Origin of the sequence: Microbacterium sp. VKM Ac-2870 (assembly GCF_015350795.1) — a bacterium.
GTDB lineage: Bacteria > Actinomycetota > Actinomycetes > Actinomycetales > Microbacteriaceae > Microbacterium.
Window position 1 is genome coordinate 23,831 of record NZ_JADKSH010000006.1, and the last position, 19,012, is coordinate 42,842.

Consider the following 19,012-nt stretch of genomic DNA (forward strand, 5'->3'; position numbering starts at 1 on the left):
ACCTCACAGCCGGGTGAGGATCAACCACCCGACGAGGATGCCGATGAACAGCGATCCCACCCAGGCCAACGCCGCCGACGAATACCAGTTCTGACGGAGCTGAAGCCTGAGGTAGACGGGGTCGTCGGGGGAGGCGCGCCGGAGCGCGCGTCCGGTGATCAGCAGTGCCGGTGTCATGAGGACAGCGACGAGCACGAGGCCTGCCAGTTGCAGGAGTGCGCCCGACGATCTGCGCCCGGGAGAGACGGCACCCCAGAAGACGGAGAGCGTCGACACGATGTCCTGGGGGCCGCAGATCGCGATGAGCGCGACCGCCCCCGCGATCATCACGAGGGCGCGAACGGCGGCATCCGCCTTCGTGGCAGCGACCTTCGGGGGCGTGCCGCCGTGCTCAGAACGCCAGAACTCGACCTGCGCGCGGCGGCGCAGCACGGGCCACAGTACGAGTCCGACGAACGCCGACATCAGCCATGCGAACACCTGGTTGACCGACATGTCGATACCCGCAGCCTGCGTGAGCAGGATGCCGCCGATCCACGCGGCCAACCCGACCGGAACCGCGACGACGATCGCGCCGATGAGGATGAGCGCGTTCAGCCCGGGGCTTCTGCGCCGCGGAGCGGAAACGTCGGGAGTCGGCTCGGCTGCCACGCCGTCAGCCTAGTCGGGCGTCGTGACCCCGGCATCCACGAAAAGAGCCCGCCTCGACAGCAGTCGGGACGGGCTCTTTCGTGATCGAGATCAGAGGGGGCGAATGTTCGCAGCCTGCATGCCCTTGGGGCCACGCTCAGCGTCGAATTCGACCTTCTGGTCTTCGCGCAGCTCCTTGAAGCCGTCGCTGACGATTGCGGAGAAGTGCGCGAACAGGTCGGCGGAGCCGTCGTCCGGCGCGATGAAGCCGTAGCCCTTCTCGGAGTTGAACCATTTCACGGTGCCAGTGGCCATCGTGTCTTTCCTTCTGTTTTTCGGGCCGCCGGAGCAGCCGGGTGTGCCGAGTCGACGAATGCGACGCGGACGTGTGTGAATCCTACTCGGGATCGTAAGCGATCCGGTGACCGCTGCGCGAGCCAGCGGTGCAGTTGAGTGCAGTCCGAGATCTTCGCCGCGAGCGCCGAAGGCCTGCATGCCGCCGAATGTCTCGTGGACGTAGCCGGCGTACTCGTTGGAGACCGTCGCGACGTGCACGTCGGCATCGGCCTGTCGCCAGACGATCTCTGGCGAGGTACTAGGGATAATCATGAATCGTTTCTGTGCACGCAGTGAGAGTGGCGCGCAAGCGGCGAGAGATGCCGCGGTTGTAAGTTTGGCGGTCCGACGAGCAGCTCTCGGCATCGAGAGGGAAGGGGACGGACGCGTGCCCGAGATACGGGACACTCCACTATAGCACCCAAGAAGGTGCGACCGCATCGGCGCCATCTTCGGGCCCCGGCGTCGTCGCTATGCCCGTGGGAACGTGGTTGTCGTACAGTCGGACGATGCGTCGAACTCTGCCTGTTCTGCTCAGCATCGCCGCCATCGCCGCAGCGCTCACCCTCACCGCGTGTGCTGCGGGAAGCAACGTTGCGCCCTCGCCCACGTCGACCAGTGCGTCCGCTGCTGCGGCTGCGACCCCGACGGCCGTCGCCGGAGCACCGGCCATCGCCGCGCCCATGGCGTGCGACGCCGTCGACCTGAAGCCAGACGTGAAGGTCACCGGCACGGATCTCGCAGCGTGCGTCGTCGCTTACTCCACGGTTGCGGGAAGCGGTCACGAGACGTTCACCTCGTCCGACGGCAGCACCGGCACCGCCGACGTCGTCTTCGGCGACGCCCCGGCCATGTCGGGCACGATCGCCGGCCCCGACGGCACCACGTCGTTCGTGCTCACCCCCGATGCCGCCTGGGTGACGATCGACGGGGTCTGGGTCGAAGGTGACGGCAACAGCACCGAGACCAAGAAGATGCTCGCCGGAACCATCGGACAGGCGTACCGGGCCGCCGCCGATCCGACGGTGGCGGCGTCGTTCATCTCCTCCGCCCCGAGCTGGACGGTGCAGAAGGACCAGGACCTCGTCACCCTTCCCGACAACAGCCAGGTGAGCGCGTGGCGACTGCAGGCCGACGCGCCCTTCACGATGCTCGGCGCCGACGTCCAGGAGATGGTCGTGTGGCTTTCGTCCGCGCACGTACCCGTCGGCAACCAGGCGACCGTCAGCGTGGGCGGCATCCAGACCACGACCTCCCAGCACTACTCCGGGTGGGGGATGCCGGTGAGCATCGCCACACCTCAGCCGTGAGTGCTGCCGGTCTCACCCTCGAGCGGCGCCACGCCGCAGACGTGCACTTCAGCGGACTCGATGACCCGCGGCCCCCCGTCGCAGCGCGCGGTAGGCGACACCGGCAACGACGACGATGACGCCTCCGACGATCGACGGCCACGGCAGCGTCGCGACCAGCACGACGCATCCGACCGCGCCGATGACCTGCAGCGCACGTGGAAAACGGCGACGCCCGGCATCCTGTCGGAAGGCTGCGATGTTCGCGATCAGGTAATACAGCAGCACGCCGAACGACGAGAACCCGATCGCGGAACGCAGGTCGGTCGCCACGATCAGCACGCTCACGATCACGGCGAGGGTCAGTTCGGCGCGGTGCGGCACCGCATAGCGCGGGTGAACCGCCGACAGCCAGCGCGGCAGATCGCCGCCGCGCGCCATCGCCAGGCTCGTGCGCCCGATGCCGGCGACGAGGGCGAGAAGCGCACCGAGGGATGCCGCCGCGGCGCCGATCCGCACGACGGGCGCGGTCCAGTCCCACCCGCCGGCCGCCGCGACCTCCGCCAGCGGAGCAGACGAGGTGGCCAGTCGTTCCGGACCGAGGGTTGCGAGCGCCGACACCGCGACGGCGACGTAGACGACGAGTGCCAGAGCGAGCGCGACGACGATCGCGCGCGGAATGGTGCGCTGCGGGTCGCGCACCTCTTCGCCCATGGTGGCGATGCGCGCATACCCGGCGAAGGCGAAGAACAGCAGCCCGGCCGACTGCAGGATGCCGCACCAGCCGTTCTCGCCGAGTCCGATGGCCAGGTGCGCGGCGGTGCCGGTTCCGGATGCCGCGGCCGCAACGACCACGAGCGCGAGCACCGACAGCACGATCACCACGATCGCCTTGGTCAGCGCGGCGGTGCGGGTCACCCCGAGAGAGTTGACGACCGCGAGGGCGAGCACCGCGGCGACCGCGACCGGCTTCTCCCACCCGGCGGGCGCCGCATACGACGCGAAGGTCAGCGCCATGGCCGCGCAGCTGGCGGTCTTGCCGATGACGAACGACCACCCCGCGAAGAACCCCGACCAGGGACCGATCATCTCGCGGCCGTAGACGTAGGTGCCGCCGGAGGTCGGAAACTGCGTGGCGAGCTGCGCCGACGAGGTGGCGTTCGCGTACGCGACGATCGCCGCGATCGCCAGGCCGATCAGCAACCCCGAGCCGGCGGCTGCGGCGGCGGGGGCGAAGGCGGCGAAGACACCCGCGCCGATCATCGACCCCAGGCCGATCGCGATCGCATCCACGAGGCCGAGCCGGCGCGACAGGGCGCCGGTCGCGGTCATTCGGCGGCCCGTCGGGAGGTCGTTTCGATCACGCCCGGATTGTAGTCGCGCGCAGCCACCCGCCGGTGAACGCGCCAGACGCTATCCTGAGAACCTCGACAGCCGAGGAGGAACGATGATCGACGCGTTCCTCACCGTGCTGCACGCGATCGCCGTCGCCGTCGGCCTCATGGGCCCGGACATCACGCAGGCGGGCTCCTGGATCGCCATGGCTGTGGCCGTGGCATCCCTCGCCGTTGTCGTGGTCTCGGCGGCGACGGCATCTGCCGGCTCCAGCAGATCGTCGCGGGTGCATCCCACACGCACGGATGTGCGGCACGCGTCGGTGTCGCAGAGCGATCCCGACGCTCCCGGGCACATTCTCCGTCGAGGCCCGGGCGGGCCGGTCACGGCCGCCTAGCCCTTCGCCGGCGAATACTCTTCGTTCCCGGCATCTCTTCGCGGCCGACCAGCTCACCCTGATCGCCTCGATGAAACGGATGCCCCGTGGACCTCCTCTCTCTGCCGCCGGTGGCGGCCATGCTCGACCTCACCGCCTCCGGGCTGATGACCTTGATCACCTTCTTGACGCCCGTCGCGGGGCCGCTGTCGGCCGCGCTCGCCGTCGTCCTGCTGACCCTCGTCGTGCGTGCCGCGCTCGTCCCGGTGGGTATCGCTCAAGCGAAAGCCGAACAGACGCGCGCACGCCTGGCACCGCGACTGCGCACGTTGCAGACGCGCCACCGCAACGATCGTGAGCGCCTGCAGCGCGAAACGATGAAGCTCTATCGCGACGAGGGGGCGTCACCGTTCGCGGGCTGTCTGCCGCTTCTGCTGCAGGCACCGGTGGTCGGCCTCGTGTACGCGGTGTTTCTGCACACGTCCATCGCCGGACACGACAACCCACTGCTCGGACAGACTCTGTTCGGGGTTCCCCTCGGGCGCGGATTCGTCTCCGCGGTCGCGGAGCAGAGTCTCGACCCGGCGACCGTGGCGGTGACCGGCGCGATCGTCGTTGCGCTCGCCGTCATCGCCGAACTGACTCGGCGTCTGCTGCGGCCACCCGCGCCGGCGAGCGATCAGACAGCCGTCGGCGTGCCGCCCGCGTTCGTGGGGGCGCTCCCGTTCGTCACCGCCGTCATCGCCCTGTTCGTGCCGACCGCCGCCGCCCTCTACCTGCTGACCACCAGCGCATGGACGCTCGGTCAGCGGCTCATTCTGCGACGCGTCTACCCGCCCGAGCCGGTCACCTGACCTCACGTCGTCGTTGTCGCGGCGGCTGCCGGCGCCGTGGGGGCGCGTGTCAGCGGGCCGCGTCCGTCAGGTCGATCTCGTACGCGGTGCCGTCGATCAAGAAGAGCACGGTCTCGCCTTCTCCCGGCGCGAGGACGGTGCCGTCGAGGTCGTCGACGAGCTGATGCACGATTCTGCGGGCCATGCGCCGAGCCTACTGACCGGCGCCTCTCGGCCGGTGACACCGCTCAGGGCAGCAGGCCCGCGCGCCGCGCACGCGCCACGGCGGCGTGGCGTGTGCCCGCGTCGAGCTTGGCCATCGCCGACTGCAGATACGACTTCACGGTTCCTTCGCGAAGCCCGAGGGCGGCGGCGATCTCCGCGTTGGTCTGTCCGAGCGCGGCGCAGGAGAGCACGTCGATCTCGCGCGGCGAGAGCTTGGCGTCGATCGGCTCGATGAGGCCGGCGTCGTCGCTTGACAGGACGGCAAGGCGGCGCTCGATGTCAGACAGGCGACGTCGGATGCCGGCATCCGACACATCCGCGGCGACGCGGCGCAGCTGAGCGTACGTCTCGCGGAGCTCTTCCCGTGCCGCCACATCGATGCCCGGTGCTGCGGGGGAGACGAGTGCGAGGCGGCGACCGACCTCTTCGCGCACGCGCAGCTCGGTGGCGAGGTCGGCGGCCACCTGAAGCGCGGTGCGCGCCGTCGACTCCCCGAACGGCGAGGTCGACCATGAACCGCAGTACAGGATGCCGCGGGCGCGGCCCGACACGAGCACGGGAACCGCGAACAGGGTGGAGATGCCCTCGCCGAGGATCGCGCGGTCGTAGTCGTGCGTGATGTTGCGCGACGACCGATAGTCCAGCGCCAGCCGCGGGCGACGCTCGACGAGCGCGCGACCGCCGAGTCCGCGTGAGGCATGGACCACCAGGCCGGACAGATGCGGCGTGCGATTGCCGACGATGGATGTCACCTCGACGGCGTTGGCCTGTTCGAAGCCACCGAAGGCAACGGGCAGACCGGTGCGCGAGGCGAGGTCACCGACCGCGTGAGTCAGAAGCTCATCGTCGGTAGCGAGAGCTCCGGCTGCCATAGCGGATACCTACTTCCGGGGGTGACCGCTGCGTCACGCGTTTTCGTAGGGTCGACGATACCACGGAGCCGATCGACGAGGATCGGCCGAGGGGGCGCGTGCGCCCCCGCATGAGGCAGGGAGGCCACATGTCCATACCGTCCGCCGATCCGTCGCCGCCCACCGGTGGTGGCATCGACTACGTCGCCGTCGAGCAATCACCGCGATTCGTCGAGCTCAAGCAGAGGCACCGGAGTTTCGTCTGGCCGCTGGCCGTCGTGTTCCTCGTGTGGTACTTCGTCTACGTGCTGCTGTCGTCGTTCGCATCCGACTTCATGTCGACGCGGGTGACGGGCGACATCACCATCGGACTTCTCCTCGGTCTCGGCCAGTTCGTGACGACGTTTGCGATCACGATGGGCTACGTCGCCTACGCGAACCGGCGCCTCGACCCGGTGTCGTCCGAGATCCGCACCGATCTCGAGCGGAGGGACGTCGCATGATGCTGTCGATCTCGACCGTGACCGCCGCGGGAGCCACTGCGGAGAACAACCCGGTGCTGAACATCGCGATCTTCGGCGCTTTCGTCGCCGTGACGCTCTTCATCGTCATCCGCGCCAGTCGCAACAACAAGACAGCGGCTGACTACTACGCGGCGGGTCGGTCGTTCACCGGGCCGCAGAACGGGTTCGCCATCGCGGGCGACTACCTGTCGGCGGCATCGTTCCTCGGCATCGTCGGCGCCATCGCGATCAACGGTTACGACGGCTTCCTCTATTCGATCGGCTTCCTCGTCGCCTGGCTGGTGGCGCTGCTGCTGGTCGCGGAGCTTATGCGCAACACCGGCAAGTTCACGATGGCCGACGTGCTCTCGTTCCGGTTGAAGCAGGGGCCTGTGCGGATGGCGGCCGCGCTCACCACGCTCGCGGTCTGTTTCTTCTATCTGCTCGCGCAGATGGCCGGCGCGGGCGGGCTCGTTTCGCTGCTGCTGGGCATCAATGACAGGGTCGGTCAGTCGATCGTCGTCGCGGTGGTCGGTGTGCTGATGATCGTCTACGTCCTCATCGGCGGGATGAAGGGCACGACCTGGGTGCAGATCGTCAAGGCCTTCCTGCTCATCGGCGGGGCGATCGTCATGACCATCTGGGTGCTGGCGATCAACGGGTTCAACTTCAACACGCTGCTGGAGTCCGCCGTCGCGGCATCCACCTCGACCCCTCAGGACGCCATCCTCGGACCGGGCCTGCAGTACGGCAAGAACCCGTGGGACTTCATCTCGCTGGCTGTCGCACTGGTGCTCGGCACGGCCGGTCTGCCGCACGTGCTGATGCGCTTCTACACGGTGCCCACGGCGAAGGAAGCCCGCCGTTCTGTGGTCTGGGCGATCTGGCTGATCGGCCTGTTCTACCTGCTGACGCTGGTGCTCGGCTATGGTGCGGGCGCCCTGGTGGGACCTGCCACCATCAAGGCCGCACCCGGCGGCGTCAACTCCGCGGCGCCGCTGTTGGCGCAAGCGTTGGGCGGCCCCCTGCTGCTCGGGTTCATCTCCGCCGTCGCCTTTGCCACGATCCTCGCGGTCGTCGCCGGTCTGACGATCACGGCGGCGGCATCGTTCGCCCACGACATCTACGCCAACGTGGTGAAGAAGGGCAACGTGCCGCCCGACGGAGAGGTCAAGGTAGCCCGTCGCACGGTGATCGTGATCGGTGTGCTGGCGATTGTCGGCGGAATCGGCGTGCAGGGCCAGAACGTGGCGTTCCTCGTCGCGCTCGCCTTCGCGGTGGCGGCATCGGCGAACCTGCCGACCATCCTCTACTCGCTGTTCTGGCGTCGGTTCACGACGCGCGGTGCGGTGTGGAGCATGTACGGCGGATTGGCGGCGGCGATCATCCTGATCGCGCTCTCCCCGGTGTTCTGGGGCACGGAGACGAGCGTCTTCAAGAACGTGGGGGTGGCCATCTGGCCGCTGAACAACCCCGGCATCGTGTCGATCCCGCTCGGGTTCTTCCTGGGCTGGCTGGGATCGGTCACGTCCCGCCGTGCGGAAGATCCGCGTAAGGCCGCCGAGATGGAGGTGCGTTCGCTCACCGGCTACGGGGCCGAGAAGGCGGTGGATCACTGACTGCCCCACCCGTCACAGCGGCGGCCCCGGGGGTTCGGCCCCGGGGCCGCCGCCGTGTGCGACCGGCCTACACGGTCGCGCCCGGGCGTCGAGGCGCCCGGGTCGATTCGGCGCCGACGCGGGCTTCGAGGTCGAGCAGAAAGCGCTTGCGTTCGGGATGCCCGCCGTATTCACCGATCGATCCGTCGCTGCGGACCACCCGGTGCGCGGGAATGACGATCGAGATCGGTGTGCGGGCGCAGGCAGATCCCGCGGCGCGGTGTGCACCCGGCGAGCCCGCCAAGATCGCGACTTCGCCGTACGACGCGGTCTCGCCGTAGGGGATCGTGCAGATCGCCTCCAGCGCGCGTCGTGCGAACCCGTCGACCGAGCCGAGATCCAACGCCAGGTCGAAGTCGCGTCTGTCGCCCGCGAAGTACTCGTCGAGTTGAGCGGTGATCGCGGCGGTGGCTGCGGCATCCGGCACCGAAGCCGCATGCAGGTCAGTGCTGATGCGCTCGAGGTGACGCTCCGCGGCGCCCAGCGCCACCTCGAGCACATCCAGTGCGACGAGACCCCCATCGGCGACGACGATGAGGGCCTCGCCGATCGGTGTCGGGTGCACCGAGTACAGAAGAGATGAGGCCATGGCTCCATGATGGCCGGGGATGCCGACGCGATCGCCCGCGGCAAAGAAACTGTGCACTGTGCCACCGACGAGGCTGCGGGGGAGGAAGCGACGGCCCCGTCTCATGCGTCACACGCGCCCCAATCCCGCGACAACCCGCCGCGTTGACAGGGAACCCCGTGATCGGGACTTTAAGGTGTCGAGTGTGTGGAGAGCAGACGATGGCGCCGTGCGAGGCGTGAACGACGCCGACCACGGGCATGCAGTGACCCCGGCGGACCTCGAGTTGTCTGAGCCGGGTGTCGTCGTGGCTCACGTGGCCGCCGGTGAGCGTGCGCGCCTGCGGGAGGAGTCGACCTGGCTCGGCGGACGTTCGACGCTGCTGCACTACGTCGACGCCGGTGAGGCGGGCATCGACATCACCAAGGCCCACCCCGGCAGCCTTCCCCAGTTCATCACCGGGCGCTCGACTCTGTTGTCCAACCTCTTCCGTGACGAGGTGGCCCTGCGCACGGCGCGTCTCGCTGCCGAGCGCATCGCCGCGAAAGACGTCGAACTGCGGACCACCCGTGGCCTCGACACCGTCAACCTCGCCGTCGGCATCGCCGGCTGGCGCATCGGCGGTGTGGCGTATGCCGCACCCGTGCTGCTGCGTCCGCTCGCCATCCGACGCCATCACGCCGACTTCGATCTCAAGCTCCACGGCACTTTCACGATCAACCCCGAACTCGTCGTGGCGGCGCGCACCCATTTCGGCATCGTCATAGACGGGCGCGCGCTCGCCGAGCTCGCCTACGACGCCGGCGTGTTCAAACCCCAGCCGGTGATCGACCACTTGCGTGCCCTCACCGCCCACGTCGATACCTTCACCGTGCAGCCGCGGCTCGTCGTCTCGACCTTCGCCGACGTGTCGTCGCCGATGGGCCGGGATGCCGAAACGCTCGACCACCCGATCCTCAACGCGCTCGCCGGCCATGAATCCGACCGTGAAGATCTCACGATCGTCCGCACTCCGCCGCCCAACGTGAGCTCCGACGAGCGCCCGCCCGCTGCCGACCGGCTTCTGCTGGACGCGGATGCGGAGCAGGAAGCCGTGCTCGCGCGCATCGTCGCCGGGCAGTCGCTCGCGGTGCACACGCTGCCGGGCACCGGAGGCACGCAGACGGTCATCAACGCCGTCGGCGAGCTCGTCCGTGCGGGAAAGCGCGTGCTCGTGGTCAGTGCGCGCCGTTCGACGCTCGAGGGCGTGCGTCACCGCTTGGCCGGCATCGGACTGCCGGGTCTCGCCGTCTCGCCGCGTCACCTGCACCGCGACCTGATCCGTGCGATCACCCGCAACGAGAAGGCCGCCCAGCCCAAGGTCGCCGATGTCGACGACGCGCTGGTGCGCCTTCGTACCGTGTTGCGCGACTATCGCGATGCGCTCACCCAGCGGCATCCGCGGGTAGAGGTCTCGCCGCTGGAGGCCCTGCGCACGTTGACGAGCATCGCGGTCATGACGCCGCAGCCGTCGGCGGCCACGCGATTCGACATCGCCACGCTCCAGGCGCTCGGCACCCGTCGCGCCGAGGCCGCGAAGGCGCTCGCCACGGCGGCACGGCTCGGGGAGTTCCGCTTCGGCCCGGATGACTCGCCGTGGTACGGCGTCGCCTTCTCCTCCACGCAAGAAGCTCGCGATGCGCACGCTCTCGCCGAGCGCCTCCACCGCACCGAGGTGCCCGCGATGCTCGAGCGCGGCTACGAACTCATCGCTCAGACGCGCATGCGTCCGTTCTCGACCCTCGCCGAACTCGGCGCGTACGTCCAGCTGCTGCAGGGCATTCGCGCGTCGCTCGACCGCTTCAGCATGACGGTCTTCGAGCGTCCGCTCGCCGAGCTCATCCAGGCGCATGCGCCGCGCCGCGATGCCCCGACGATGTCGTCGCCGCAGCGCCGGCGACTCAAGAACCTCTCGCGTGAATACGTGAGGCCCGGCATGCACATCACCGACATGCACGAGTCGCTGGTGCGGGTGCAGCAGCAGCGCACCCAGTGGCAGCAGCTGGTCGATCCCGGGGTCATGCCCGAGATCCCGCTCGGCCTGGACGATGTGGCCACCGCCTGGCAGCGTGTGGCTGCTGATCTGGGTGCGCTCGATCGCGCTCTCGGGCGCACCGAGCCGCTCGCCTCGCTGCCGATTCCCTACCTCCTGCGCACCCTGGCGGGTCTCGCCGCGAAGTCCGACGTCTTCGACAACCTCGTCGAGCGCGCCACGCTGCGCGGCGAACTGGCCGAGATGGGGCTCGAGGAACTGCTCACCGAGCTATCGGTGCGCCACGTTCCCGAAGAGCACGTCGCGGCCGAGTTCGAGTTCGCCTGGTGGCAGTCGGCTCTCGAGGCGATGCTGCGCTCCGACCGTGCGCTGCTGGGCGCCAACACATCGGTCGTCGACCGCCTGGAGCGCGACTATCGGCTCGTCGACGAGGCTCACGCCGCATCGGCAGGACCGCTTCTTGCCGCGGAACTCGCCACGACCTGGAAGATCGCCGTCGTCGACGAGGCGCGCGAGGCCCAGGCGCTGAAGCAGGTCTTGCGGGGAGCCGGAGCGACGGCGAATGAGCTGGTCGCCGCGGCGCCGACGCTCGTGCGCACGCTCGCGCCCGTCTGGCTGGCGTCGCCCTACGAGGTGCCGGCGATTCCGGAGACCCCGCTGTTCGATGTCGTGATCATCGCGGATGCCGCGGCGCTCTGCCTCGCCGAAGCGGCGCCGGCCCTGCGCCGCGCGCGTCAGGTCGTCGTGTTCGGCGATCCCGTCACGCAGCGCCCCACACCGTTCCGCGTCGGTGCTGGTCATGCCTCCACCGACGACGAGCCCGAGGTGCCCTTCGACGCGGTGAGCGTCTTCGAGCGGCTCTCCGAGCTGGTGCCCGTCGAGACCCTCACCCGCAGCTATCGCGCGGGTGGCGAAGACCTCGCCGAGCTCGTGAACGGCGCCTTCTACGGCGGACGGCTGGTGTCGTTCCCCTGGGCGGGTTCGTACCTCGGCCGGGGCAGCCTCAGCGTCGACTACGTCGAGGGCGGCACGGGCACCCCCGATCCGCTCACGGGCGCGGTTGAGAGCCCCGACGCCGAGGTGGCGCGTGTGGTCACCCTGGTCGTCGAGCACGCCGTCAACCGTCCCACCGAGACCCTCATGGTCGTGACCGCTTCGGTGCGCCACGCCGAGCGCGTGCGGGCCGCCGTGGCTGCCGCGTTCGCCGGGCGTTCCGATGTCGCCGAGTTCGTCAGCCGCGACACCGCCGAGCCGTTCGCCGTGCTGGGGCTCGAGGAGTCGGTCGCCGAAAGCCGCGACCGCGTGGTGTTCTCCCTCGGCTTCGGTCTCACCAAGCACGGTCGGGTACTCAGCGACTTCGGCGATCTGTCCGGCCCCGACGGGGAGCGCCTGCTCACGGTCGGCATGACCCGGGCGCGGCGATCGATGGTCATCGTGTCGTCGATCCGCCCGTCCGCGTTCGACGAAGGACGCCTGGAGTCGGGCGCAGCGACGCTCATGTCGATCCTCGGCGGCATCGCCGCCCGGGCGCGCGAGTCGCGACTGGAAGACCTGGCCGATCCGCTCACGCTGACACTGGCGGGACACCTCCGCGCTCTGGGCATCGCCGTCGACGTCGACTACCGCGGACTGCTGCCGCTGGTCGCGCAGCACCGCGGCAAAGCCGTCGTCGTCGAGAGCGACTCCGACAGCATCGGCGAGACGCTGCGCGAGAGCCTGCGCCTGCGGCCCCAGGTGCTGCGCCGGCTCGGCTGGCACTACGTGCGGGTGCACGCGTTCGACCTGTACAGCGACCCGGCGGGTGTCGCGGCCCGCATCGCCGCGATCCTCGGCGCCTCGCCCGAGACGCCCAAGGCCGAGACCGTCACGCAGCCGCTCGATCTGCGCTGAGAGTTCATGTCCGCCGATAAGCGCCAGCACGTGGAGCGCGTGCGCGGGTCACGACGCGCGCGCCTCACGCCGGCGCCCGGCACCGACCCTTCGCCCGAGTGGCCGGCGGATGCGAGCGATGACGCCCCGCCGCCTTTGGGTGAAGGGGCGTCGGGACCGAATGACGACCGGATGCGGCGCGACGTGCCGCCGCACTACTGACTGCGCGGCTTCCGCTCAGCGGGCCGTGGCGTTCTTCTCCAGCAGGTCGCGGATCTGGATCAGCAGTTCCTGCTCGGTCGGCAGTTTCTCCTCGGCATCCTCGGGAACGCCGAGCTTGGCAGCCTGGCGCTCCTTCCAGACGTTCATGGGGAACACGAACACGAAGTAGACGACGATGGCAACCGCGAGAAAGCTGATGATCGCGCTGATGAGCCCGGCGATGGGGAACGTGACCGTTCCGCCCCAGACCGCAGGAACGGGGATGCCGGGCACGCCGTCCTCACTCGGTTTCCAGAACACCTCGATGAGCGGTGTGATGATCGATGCCACGATGGCGTTGACCACCGCGGTGAACGCAGCGCCGATGACCACAGCGACGGCGAGGTCGATGACGTTGCCCCGCATGATGAAGTCTTTGAAGCCCTTGATCACGTTTCTCCTCCGATTCTCCGGCGCGCGCCGGTCACGACCCCGACGGTGCGGGCGAGGGCTTCGCCTCGAACTTCGATGATGTCGAAGTCGACGCGGCTGCGCCAGTCCCGGCGCCGCCGCTCGACGCCCGCGAATCGGTGCGGTAGAAGCCCGAACCATTGAACGTCACGCCGACCGACCCGTACTGCTTGCGCAGCGCGCCGCCGCACTCGGGACATTCGGTCAATGTCGCGTCGGAGAACGACTGGACGGCGTCGAAGCGGTGACCGCACTGGGTGCAGGCATAGGCGTAGGTGGGCATGGTGTCCTCCGGGAGAGGCTCAGCGTCGCGGCGACGCGAGCTCGACGGTGCGGGTGGGGGTGATGACGCCGGTGACCGCTTGATCGTGCAGGTCGCGCGGCACCTCGTCGAGGAGTTCTGAATCGAAAACGACCGCGTAGACCGGCGGGCAATGCTGCATCGACCCGATGGTCTTGTCGAAGTAGCCGCGTCCCCAACCGAGTCGCATACCGGTGCGATCGACTGCCGCGGCAGGGATGATCAGCAGGTCGACATCGTTGACGGCGAGCGGACTGAGCACGTCACCCACCGGTTCGGGCATGCCGAACAGACCCTCGGCGATGTCGGCGCCCGGCTCGGCGACCACCCAATCGAGCAGGCCGTCCGTGCGGGTGACAGGAAGCAGCACCCGGATGCCGCGACTGACGGCATCCTGAACGAACTCGTGCGTGCCTGGCTCGGTCGGTGCCGAAAGGAAGCAGGAGATCGATCGGGCGCCGACCTGCGCGATCAGCGCATCGAGCTGATGCTTGATGCCCGCGGCGTCGGCGGTGCGCATCGCTTCGGTTCGCTGTTGACGGCGTTCGCGAAGATCGGCGCGCAGCGCGCGCTTCGCGTCGTCGATCCCGTCGGTCATGGTCCGATTCTAGGCGGCTCGGCGCGTCGCCGGCCTCGCAGGGGAGACGGATACCGGCGCCCGCGCCGGTAGGGTATGGACATGTCTCCCTCACGCATCAAGGCCGTCATTCCTGCCGCGGGCCTGGGCACGCGATTCCTGCCCGCCACGAAGGCGATGCCGAAGGAGATGCTGCCCGTCGTCGACAAGCCGGCGATCCAGTACGTGGTCGAAGAAGCCGTCAAGGCGGGCATCGACGACGTCTTGATCATCCTGGGACGCAACAAGAACAACATCTCGAATCACTTCGACTCCGTCCCCGAGCTCGAATCCAACCTGCTCACCAAAGGCGCCCACGACAAGCTGCGCAGTGTGCAGCAGTCGACCGAGCTGGCCGATATCCACTTCGTGCGTCAGGGAGAGCCCAAGGGTCTGGGCCACGCGGTGCTGCGCGCGCGCCATCATGTCGGTGACTCGACGTTCGCGGTCATGCTCGGCGACGACCTCATCGACGAGCGCGACGAGCTGCTGACGAAGATGATCGCCGAGAACGAGGCATCCGGGCTGACGGTCATCGCCTTGATGGAGGTCGACCCCGACAGCATCCACCTCTACGGCGCGGCGGCGGTGGAGGTCACCGACGACCCCGATGTGGTCCGCGTCACGGGGCTGGTCGAGAAGCCGAAGAAGGAGGATGCACCCTCCAACTACGCCGTCATCGGGCGCTACGTTCTCACGGCAGGCGTGTTCGACATCCTCGAGCGGACCGAACCGGGCAAGGGCGGCGAGATCCAGTTGACCGATGCGCTCCAGGAGCTTGCCGTCACCGACGGTGTTCTCGGCGTCGTGTTCCGCGGTCGCCGCTACGACACCGGCGATAGGGTGGACTACATCAAGGCCATCGTGCAGCTGGCCACCGATCGTGAGGACCTCGGACCCGAGCTGCGGCCGTGGTTGAAGGAGTTCGCGAAGTCGCTCTGACGCCTGTCGCGACGCGTCGCCGGTGAGGGGGACCCGATGGAGTTGACGGTGCCCCGTGAGCACGGACCGGTTTCGATCCGGCTCATCAAGCAACGGGATGCGCGCGTTCTGCAGTCCGAGCTGATGAGCAACCGTGCCTGGCTGAGACCGTGGGAAGCGACCAGTCCCGACGGCCCCGTCTCGTTCGACATGCGCCTCGGCATCCGGCGTCTGCTGCAGCAGTATCGGGACGGTGGCGGGGTACCGTTCGTGATGGAGTACGACGGCGAGGTCGCCGGTCAGCTCAACGTCTGGGGAATCGCGCGCGGGTCGCTCTCGTCGGCGACCATCGGCTACTGGGTGAGTGAACGCTTCGCCGGGCGAGGTGTCACGCCGACGGCCGTGGCTCTCGCGACGGACGTCGCCTTCGGCGAGCTGGGTCTGCATCGCATGGAGATCTGCATCCGTCCGGAGAACAGCGCAAGCCTGCGCGTGGTCGAGAAGCTCGGATTCCGCTACGAAGGCCTGCGCCGGCGGTTCATCCATATCGCGGGCGACTGGCGAGACCACTTCGCGTTCGCGCTCGTGCGCGAAGACGTGCCGGAGGGCGTGCTGCAGCGGTGGCTGCGAGGACATGTGCCCGCGGATGCCGCCGCGATCCCCGAGGCGGATCGCGGCGCGCAGTGACCGCTCAGTGAGCGTCGGGCCGCGATCGGCGCCTCGGTAACCTTCACGTTGCACATCAACGTCAGACACGCGGTCGGATGTCGCGGCGCAGGCGCGCGCCGGCCCTACCGTGGTGAGCATGGGCGGACAGGTATTCGGTGGCGGCGTGGTCGTCCTCGTCGCCGTCACGCTGTGGATGGTGTATCTGTTGCCGTCGTGGCACGGTCGGCATCAGTTCAACGCCGCGGAGCGCAACGCGGTGCGGCTCAATCAGGCGCTCCGCGTGCTCGCCGAGACCAGCGAGACACCGCAGGAAGTGCGGCTCGAATTGAACGCCCGCACCGCCCTCGCACAGCAGCGCCTGGCGCGACAGGCTCAGGTTGAGCGCGAGCAGGTTGAGCTCGAGCGCGTCCGCGCCGAACTCGAGATTGCAAAGCTCCAGGCACGCGCCGAGGCAGCCGCCGCTCGCGAGGCCGCAGCGATCGCCTCCGCTCGGGAGCGGGCTCGCCCCGAGATACGCCGCGCTCAGGCACGACGCCGTGCCCGCCTCGTCATCACCGTGCTTGCGGTGGCGGCCGTTGCGCTCGGCGCCTGGGGCGGCGTGCAGCTGGCGTCCGCGGGATCCTCGCTGCTCGTGTGGCCCGCCGCAGCGCTGCTTATTTCTTGTGCGCTGCTGCTGCAGCGTATGTCGCATGTCCAACGTCGCGCGGTGGTTCGCGAGAGCGTCGTCTCCGTCGAACGGGTCGCCCGCGATGTGCAGGACGTGATGCTCGGCACCGAGCGCACCTCCTGGGTGCCGCGCGAGTTGCCCCGACCCCTGACGGCATCCGCGGGTTCGCGGGCGTCGGCGGTGCTCGACGAGGCCGAGGCGCGTGAGGCGTTGCGTCGCGGCGTTGCCGAAGAGGCCATGCGCGTGCGTGCCGAGCGTCAGCGGCCCGTCGCACTGCAACCGCGTCCGCGCGTTCGTGAGGACGAGTTCGCGGGCGGCGTGGCCGCAGGCGATGCCGCCATCGAAGAGCACGTGCGTCGCCTTCTTGAGCGGCGTGCCTCGGGCCAGTAGGCCTCCGTTTCGCCCTGACGGTCGTGGCCGTGTGCTCAGCCGAGGAGTAGGCGACCGTTCGCGATGACCGCCTCGCGCGGGGGTGTGCGAACGAGGACGTCCATCGTGTTCTCGGCATCCACGAGCACGATGTCGGCGCGGTCGCCCACGTGCAGCCGGTTGGTCGGCAGTCCAACGAAACCGGCCGAGGCCCCCGAGGCGATTTCCATGACGCGGCGAAGGTCGTCGTCGTGCACGAGGCTCGAGGCGCGCGCGAACTGCCATGCAATGCCGAGCACGTCCCCCGTTCCGTACGGGCTCCACAGGTCTCGGATGCCGTCGGTGCCGAAGGCGAAGGCGACGCCGGCCTCGTCGAGCTCGTGAAGAGGCAGCTGCGGCAGGCGCAGAGGGGCGACCGTTGTCATCGACACGTCCAGTGCGGCCATTCGCGCGAGCAGCTCGCGACGGTGGCCTGCGTCGATCTGCGCGACCGCGAACCCGTGCGCGATGTTGACGCGATTCTGCAGACCGAGCCGCTCCACGCGGTCGAGGATCAGTTCGATCTGGAAAACGCCGAGTTCCGCAGGATCGTGCAGATGGATGTCGACGCCGACGCCGTGCTCCGCCGACAGTCCGAGAATCGCGTCGATCTGGCCGACGGGGTCGCGGTCGATGGTGGCGGGGTCGAGCCCGCCGATGTGCTCGACCCCGTCGCGGGCGGCGCGTTCGAGAAGCGCCAGCACTCCGGGCCTGCGCAGCACGCCATCCTGGGGGAAGGCGACGATCTGCACGGCAAGTGCGTCACCGAAGCTGGATGCCGCTTCACGCACGGCGTCGATGCCGCGCAGCTCGATGCCGAGGTCGACGTCGACGTGCGTGCGGATCGCCGTCGTCCCGTGTCCGACGAGCTGGTCGAGCACGCGCGTCGTGATCTCCACCGACGGCATCCCGATCTCACCCCGGCGAGCACGTTCGTGCCGGATGCGTCCCTCGGTTGTACCCTCTCCGCCGTACGACTGCCACGGCAGCCCCCACCACGACTTGTCGATGTGGGCGTGCGCGTTGACCAGCCCGGGGAGGGCCAGCAGGCCTCGGCCGTCGTACTCGTCTGGCAGGGGCTTCGTGGCAATCTCGTGAGAAGACGGTGTCACCGCCGTGATGACGCCGTCTTCGATGGCGATGTCGACGGCATTCGTGCCCGTTGCCGACCAGGGTCGCACGTTGCGAACTCGGGACGGTGACAGGTGGGAGGAGCTCATCACTCCATCCTGCCGGTGCATTGACCGCCTGACGTGCGTGATAACCTATCGGAGGTACATGGGCCTATGGCGCAGTTGGTAGCGCGCCTCGTTCGCATCGAGGAGGTCAGGAGTTCGAATCTCCTTAGGTCCACCACATCGGTCTCTTCTGAGGCCACACTCACACGGCGCCTCTCCTTCGGGAGAGGCGCCGTTCGTCGCGACGGCGGAGACAGGATTCGCGGTCCCTCTTGAGCGCTGAGCGCGGCGTCGCAAATCCATCGGTGTTTGCGATTCTCATCCAGGCGCTTTTCTTCGGGTGATTCCGTCAGACGACTATTCCGATGACCCGGTCTGTTGCGTCGAGGAGGACTTAGTCATTGTCGTCATCGCAGCGCCGGTGAGGATGATCGTCATCGTGGATGGGGAGTTCGCGGCGCTTACGTCGCGCACAATGTCGCACGCTGTGCAACAAACACCGCGGGGCACTCCCGTGCGACCGTGAGGCCGTATGCACGGGAAGTGCCCCCGTTGAAGCGATTGTGCCTACTGCGCTGCGGCGTACGCCTCGAGGATCGAGGCGGAGACTCGCCCGCGTTCGCTCACCGTGTGCCCGTTCGCACGCGCCCACGCGCGAACCGCCGCGAGGTCCACGCTCGACGACTTGCGAGGGGTGCGTGCGCCTGCGCGGCGCGGGCCGCCGGTGCCGGAAACCGATGAGACTCGGGCCGCCGCGATGAAAGGCGCGAGCGCCTCTTCGAGCGTGGCGAGATTGTCATCGGTGAGATCGATGTCATAAGACTTGTTGCCGAGCGCGAATCGCACTGTTCCACCGGCTCCGTCGGCGATGGGGGTGCCATCGAGATCGTCGACGAGTTCGACAATGACTTTTTGTGCCACGAATGTGCCTCTTTCGGGTGTATTCAGCGTGGATGCAGCGGGTGGCTCACCCGCGGCATTTGCCACCTTAATCATCTTCCCGATGAAATTCCTGGTTCCGCGCGCATTCGTGGATTTGCGTCGCAATATTCACCGCGTTGATCGGTGGTTCTCG

The 19,012-nt window shown here is 68.6% G+C and carries 19 protein-coding genes, 1 tRNA gene and 1 pseudogene; 10 read left to right on the forward strand and 11 right to left on the reverse strand.

All coding sequences use genetic code 11. The features are described from left to right. Positions 1–3: 3 nt before the first annotated feature. Positions 4–651, reverse strand: a complete 648-nt coding sequence (locus ITJ43_RS13440) for a hypothetical protein (RefSeq protein WP_194584366.1) — start codon at positions 649–651, stop codon at positions 4–6. Positions 652–741: 90 nt separating this feature from the next. After that, a complete protein-coding gene (locus ITJ43_RS13445; RefSeq protein WP_194584498.1) occupies positions 742–945 on the reverse strand; it encodes a cold-shock protein in 204 nt (67 codons plus the stop codon). A gap of 530 nt (positions 946–1,475) precedes the next feature. Here ITJ43_RS13445 and ITJ43_RS13450 point away from each other — a divergent pair. Further along, positions 1,476–2,276, forward strand: coding sequence for a hypothetical protein (locus ITJ43_RS13450; RefSeq protein ID WP_194584367.1), 801 nt, complete (start codon positions 1,476–1,478; stop codon positions 2,274–2,276). Positions 2,277–2,324: 48 nt separating this feature from the next. On the opposite strand, the gene ITJ43_RS13455 is transcribed toward ITJ43_RS13450, so the two are convergent. Continuing rightward, positions 2,325–3,587, reverse strand: coding sequence for an APC family permease (locus ITJ43_RS13455; RefSeq protein ID WP_194584368.1), 1,263 nt, complete (start codon positions 3,585–3,587; stop codon positions 2,325–2,327). Positions 3,588–3,702: 115 nt separating this feature from the next. Here ITJ43_RS13455 and ITJ43_RS13460 point away from each other — a divergent pair, with 115 nt between their 5' ends. Continuing rightward, complete coding sequence (locus ITJ43_RS13460; protein ID WP_194584369.1) at positions 3,703–3,987, forward strand: hypothetical protein; 285 nt, start codon at positions 3,703–3,705, stop codon at positions 3,985–3,987. 86 nt (positions 3,988–4,073) lie between these two features. Continuing rightward, positions 4,074–4,820, forward strand: coding sequence for a YidC/Oxa1 family membrane protein insertase (locus ITJ43_RS13465; protein WP_194584370.1), 747 nt, complete (start codon positions 4,074–4,076; stop codon positions 4,818–4,820). A 64-nt stretch (positions 4,821–4,884) separates the two neighbouring features. On the opposite strand, the pseudogene ITJ43_RS13470 reads toward ITJ43_RS13465, so the two are convergent. Continuing rightward, a pseudogene (locus tag ITJ43_RS13470) lies at positions 4,885–5,004 on the reverse strand (Lsr2 dimerization domain-containing protein); the annotation flags it as partial. A 43-nt stretch (positions 5,005–5,047) separates the two neighbouring features. Next, on the reverse strand, positions 5,048–5,896 hold the full coding sequence (locus tag ITJ43_RS13475; protein WP_194584371.1) for a LuxR C-terminal-related transcriptional regulator: 849 nt from the start codon (positions 5,894–5,896) through the stop codon (positions 5,048–5,050). 128 nt (positions 5,897–6,024) lie between these two features. Between ITJ43_RS13475 and ITJ43_RS13480 the strand changes: the two genes are divergently transcribed. Together ITJ43_RS13480 and ITJ43_RS13485 are read left to right on the forward strand one after the other, a co-directional pair. Further along, entirely contained in the window at positions 6,025–6,378 is a 354-nt protein-coding gene (locus ITJ43_RS13480; protein ID WP_194584372.1) for a DUF485 domain-containing protein, read from the forward strand. Then, a complete protein-coding gene (locus tag ITJ43_RS13485; RefSeq protein ID WP_194584499.1) occupies positions 6,378–7,997 on the forward strand; it encodes a cation acetate symporter in 1,620 nt (539 codons plus the stop codon). Before ITJ43_RS13480 ends, ITJ43_RS13485 begins: the two co-directional genes overlap by 1 nt. Before the next feature lie 67 nt (positions 7,998–8,064). Here ITJ43_RS13485 and ITJ43_RS13490 read toward each other — a convergent pair whose 3' ends face one another. Further along, on the reverse strand, positions 8,065–8,625 hold the full coding sequence (locus ITJ43_RS13490; RefSeq protein WP_194584373.1) for a methylated-DNA--[protein]-cysteine S-methyltransferase: 561 nt from the start codon (positions 8,623–8,625) through the stop codon (positions 8,065–8,067). Between the two features lie 208 nt (positions 8,626–8,833). Here ITJ43_RS13490 and ITJ43_RS13495 point away from each other — a divergent pair, with 208 nt between their 5' ends. Further along, positions 8,834–12,526, forward strand: coding sequence for an AAA family ATPase (locus tag ITJ43_RS13495; RefSeq protein ID WP_416361079.1), 3,693 nt, complete (start codon positions 8,834–8,836; stop codon positions 12,524–12,526). A gap of 216 nt (positions 12,527–12,742) precedes the next feature. On the opposite strand, the gene mscL is transcribed toward ITJ43_RS13495, so the two are convergent. Genes mscL through ITJ43_RS13510 form a run of 3 tightly spaced genes read right to left on the reverse strand, consistent with a single transcriptional unit; the run spans position 12,743 to position 14,076 of the window. Beyond that, a complete protein-coding gene (gene mscL / locus ITJ43_RS13500; RefSeq protein WP_194584375.1) occupies positions 12,743–13,159 on the reverse strand; it encodes a large conductance mechanosensitive channel protein MscL in 417 nt (138 codons plus the stop codon). Between the two features lie 31 nt (positions 13,160–13,190). Continuing rightward, the gene (locus ITJ43_RS13505) at positions 13,191–13,460 is read right to left on the reverse strand and encodes an FmdB family zinc ribbon protein (protein ID WP_194584376.1); all 270 of its coding nucleotides are present in this window, start codon (positions 13,458–13,460) and stop codon (positions 13,191–13,193) included. A 19-nt stretch (positions 13,461–13,479) separates the two neighbouring features. Next, the gene (locus tag ITJ43_RS13510) at positions 13,480–14,076 is read right to left on the reverse strand and encodes a 5-formyltetrahydrofolate cyclo-ligase (RefSeq protein ID WP_194584377.1); all 597 of its coding nucleotides are present in this window, start codon (positions 14,074–14,076) and stop codon (positions 13,480–13,482) included. Between the two features lie 81 nt (positions 14,077–14,157). Between ITJ43_RS13510 and galU the strand changes: the two genes are divergently transcribed. The 3 genes from galU to ITJ43_RS13525 all read left to right on the forward strand — a co-directional run bounded on the left by galU (position 14,158) and on the right by ITJ43_RS13525 (position 16,741). Next, positions 14,158–15,036: a UTP--glucose-1-phosphate uridylyltransferase GalU gene (galU, locus tag ITJ43_RS13515; protein ID WP_194584378.1), complete on the forward strand. Its 879-nt coding sequence runs from the start codon at positions 14,158–14,160 to the stop codon at positions 15,034–15,036. A 36-nt stretch (positions 15,037–15,072) separates the two neighbouring features. Continuing rightward, positions 15,073–15,702: a GNAT family N-acetyltransferase gene (locus ITJ43_RS13520; RefSeq protein WP_194584379.1), complete on the forward strand. Its 630-nt coding sequence runs from the start codon at positions 15,073–15,075 to the stop codon at positions 15,700–15,702. A 118-nt stretch (positions 15,703–15,820) separates the two neighbouring features. Continuing rightward, entirely contained in the window at positions 15,821–16,741 is a 921-nt protein-coding gene (locus tag ITJ43_RS13525) for a large exoprotein (protein ID WP_194584380.1), read from the forward strand. 35 nt (positions 16,742–16,776) lie between these two features. Here the strand turns inward: ITJ43_RS13525 and ITJ43_RS13530 are convergent, their stop codons facing one another. Then, the gene (locus ITJ43_RS13530) at positions 16,777–17,979 is read right to left on the reverse strand and encodes an amidohydrolase family protein (RefSeq protein WP_194584381.1); all 1,203 of its coding nucleotides are present in this window, start codon (positions 17,977–17,979) and stop codon (positions 16,777–16,779) included. 60 nt (positions 17,980–18,039) lie between these two features. Between ITJ43_RS13530 and ITJ43_RS13535 the strand changes: the two genes are divergently transcribed. Beyond that, a tRNA-Ala gene (locus ITJ43_RS13535) sits at positions 18,040–18,115 on the forward strand. A gap of 389 nt (positions 18,116–18,504) precedes the next feature. Here the strand turns inward: ITJ43_RS13535 and ITJ43_RS13540 are convergent. Next, positions 18,505–18,858 carry a histone-like nucleoid-structuring protein Lsr2 gene (locus tag ITJ43_RS13540; RefSeq protein WP_194584382.1) on the reverse strand — a complete coding sequence of 118 codons (354 nt, stop codon included), beginning with the start codon at positions 18,856–18,858 and terminating at the stop codon, positions 18,505–18,507. Positions 18,859–19,012 lie beyond the last annotated feature (154 nt).